The 2,275-nt window shown below is 50.4% G+C and carries 2 protein-coding genes and 1 tRNA gene; all 3 read right to left on the bottom strand.

Annotated features, from left to right (window positions below):
* Positions 1-98: 98 nt before the first annotated feature.
* Positions 99-174, bottom strand: a tRNA-Gly gene (locus tag K2G43_RS04465).
* A gap of 110 nt (positions 175-284) precedes the next feature.
* Positions 285-1,424: a carboxynorspermidine decarboxylase gene (gene nspC / locus K2G43_RS04460; RefSeq protein ID WP_300153164.1), complete on the bottom strand. Its 1,140-nt coding sequence runs from the start codon at positions 1,422-1,424 to the stop codon at positions 285-287.
* Positions 1,425-1,453: 29 nt separating this feature from the next.
* Positions 1,454-2,275: 3'-5' exonuclease (locus K2G43_RS04455; RefSeq protein WP_300153162.1), on the bottom strand; the 822-nt coding region annotated here is incomplete at its 5' end.

Raw genomic sequence — 2,275 nt, 5'->3', positions numbered from 1 at the left:
CAGGACTCGAACCTGCATGCCTCTCGACACACGCACCTGAAACGTGCGCGTCTACCAATTCCGCCACCTGGGCATTTGGCAACTGCAATCTGTCTGCATGGAGCGGAAAACGAGACTCGAACTCGCGACCCTAACCTTGGCAAGGTTATGCTCTACCAACTGAGCTATTTCCGCGTTTGCGGTTGCAAAGGTAGGTATTTTCCTTAAACCTGCAAACATTCTAGCGATTTTTTTTGCATAAAAAATGAGTCTTCACGACGAACACAAAAGTATTCAACTGATTATCAACTCATTCTGTCGCGATAATCTTCATAAAAAAATTGCTTGAATATCTCGGCCTTCCCCTCTTTTGTCCATATAGCAATGGCAGGATGATGAATTCCGTTGAACATATTCGTCTTCACCGTCGTGTAATGAATCATATCTTCAAAGACAATTCTCTCCCCTATTTGCAGTTCATGATCAAAGCTCCAAAGCCCCATATAATCGCCACTCAGGCATGAGTTGCCTCCCAAACGATAGATATATGAACCTTCATCCCCCATCACCGCTCCCCGCACTGCCGGTTGATAGGGCATCTCCAGGCAATCGGGCATGTGGCACGTAAAGCTGACATTAAGAATAGCGGTACGAATGCCCCGGTTTTCCACGATATCAACTATTTCAGATACCAGCACACCCGTCTGCCACGCAAAAGCAGAACCCGGTTCCAAGATAATACGCAGATGCGGATAACGCTTCTTCAAACCTTGCAGCAGGGAAATGAGGTGCTCCACATCGTAATCTTTGCGTGTCATCAGATGACCGCCACCCAGATTCAGCCAATCGATTTGCGGAAACCAACGGGAGAAGCGGGCTTCCAGATGCTTCAATGTGCGCTCCAGTTCGTAGGAAGAAGATTCGCAATGGCAGTGACAATGGAAACCTTTGATACCTGCCGGAAGCGTTTCGGGAAGCAAGTCTGCCGTCACACCGAAGCGGGTACCCGGCGCACAAGGGTTATAAAGTTCCGTCTCCACTTCGGAGTATTCGGGATTGATACGGATGCCGCAGGAGATGCCGTTTCCTTCCGTCAATACTGCCGGATAAAAACGTTGGAACTGAGACAACGAATTGAACGTGATATGGCTGCTGCAACGCATTATCTCCGAGAAGTCGGCTTCAGTATAGGCGGGCGAATAGGTATGCGCCTTGCTGCCGAACTCCTCCAACGCCAGCCGGGCTTCATAGACGGAACTTGCCGTGGAATGGCCGATATATTCCCTGAAAATGGGAAAAGAGCGCCATAAGGCAAACGATTTGAAGGCGAGAATGATTTCCACGCCTGCACGGTCGGCAACACTTTTTATCAGAGCGAGATTTTTTCTCAGCAACTCTTCTTCCATAATATAACAGGGAGAAGGAAAAAGGGAAAAGTCTATCATTATATATATAAGTTTTGAGTTTTTTATAGTTAATCAATCACCTTGAATCGTGCGAAACGCAATAACAGCTGTTTATCGCCTGCGTTCTTGAAGCGGATGGTAGCTTTGGCATTGTCGCCCTCGCCTTCCACCTTCAGAACCTCGCCCAAGCCGAAACGCTCGTGTTCGATGAGCTGTCCTTGTTGCACCTGATGGGAAGCTGCGCTACCGGCAGGCGATGCCGGACCCGATACGCCGACAGCAGGTGTCACCCGCTTCAGGTTGCGGGGAACGGTCGGGGCGATAATCGGCTGTTTCAACCGCATTCCTCCACTCTCCTTCCGGCCAAACAAGGGACTTCCAGTTTCTCTATCCGCTTTGCGGAACGCAACAGCATCCTGAGGCAACCGCAGGAAACGCACATCTATATCCTTCAGAAAGCGGCTGGAACTGCTAAACTCCATCTTGCCATAGCGCAGACGGCTCTTGGCGTAGGAGAGGAAGCAATGTTCCTCCGCCCGCGTGATGGCCACATAGAACAGGCGGCGCTCTTCCTCCAGCGCACGCGGCGACTCACCCGCCATTCCGCTCGGGAAGAGATTCTCTTCCATCCCCACGACAAACACGTTCTTAAACTCCAGACCTTTGGCGGCATGTACGGTCATCAGGGTTATCTTCTCATCATCGCCCTCCTTGTCCGAATCCTGGTCGGTGAGCAGCGAGACTTCCGACAGGAAGTCGCCCAGCAACACGTGCGTGTTTCCCTCTTCAAGCCGTTGGGCACAAAAATCGTTCATGCCGTTCACCAGCTCTTCGATGTTCTCTTTCCGGCTCAAGTTCTCAGGTGAGTTATCCTGACAGATATCATTAAT

Source organism: Bacteroides sp. (assembly GCF_029057325.1).
Taxonomy (GTDB): Bacteria; Bacteroidota; Bacteroidia; order Bacteroidales; family Bacteroidaceae; genus Bacteroides.
The sequence above is the reverse complement of the archived record's forward strand: the minus strand, read 5'-3'. Positions and strand labels throughout refer to the sequence as shown.

Excerpts from the sequence above, each read along its gene's own strand:
- nspC (WP_300153164.1), bottom strand. The coding sequence starts at position 1,424 with ATGATAGACTTTTCCCTTTTTCCTTCTCCCTGTTATATTATGGAAGAA.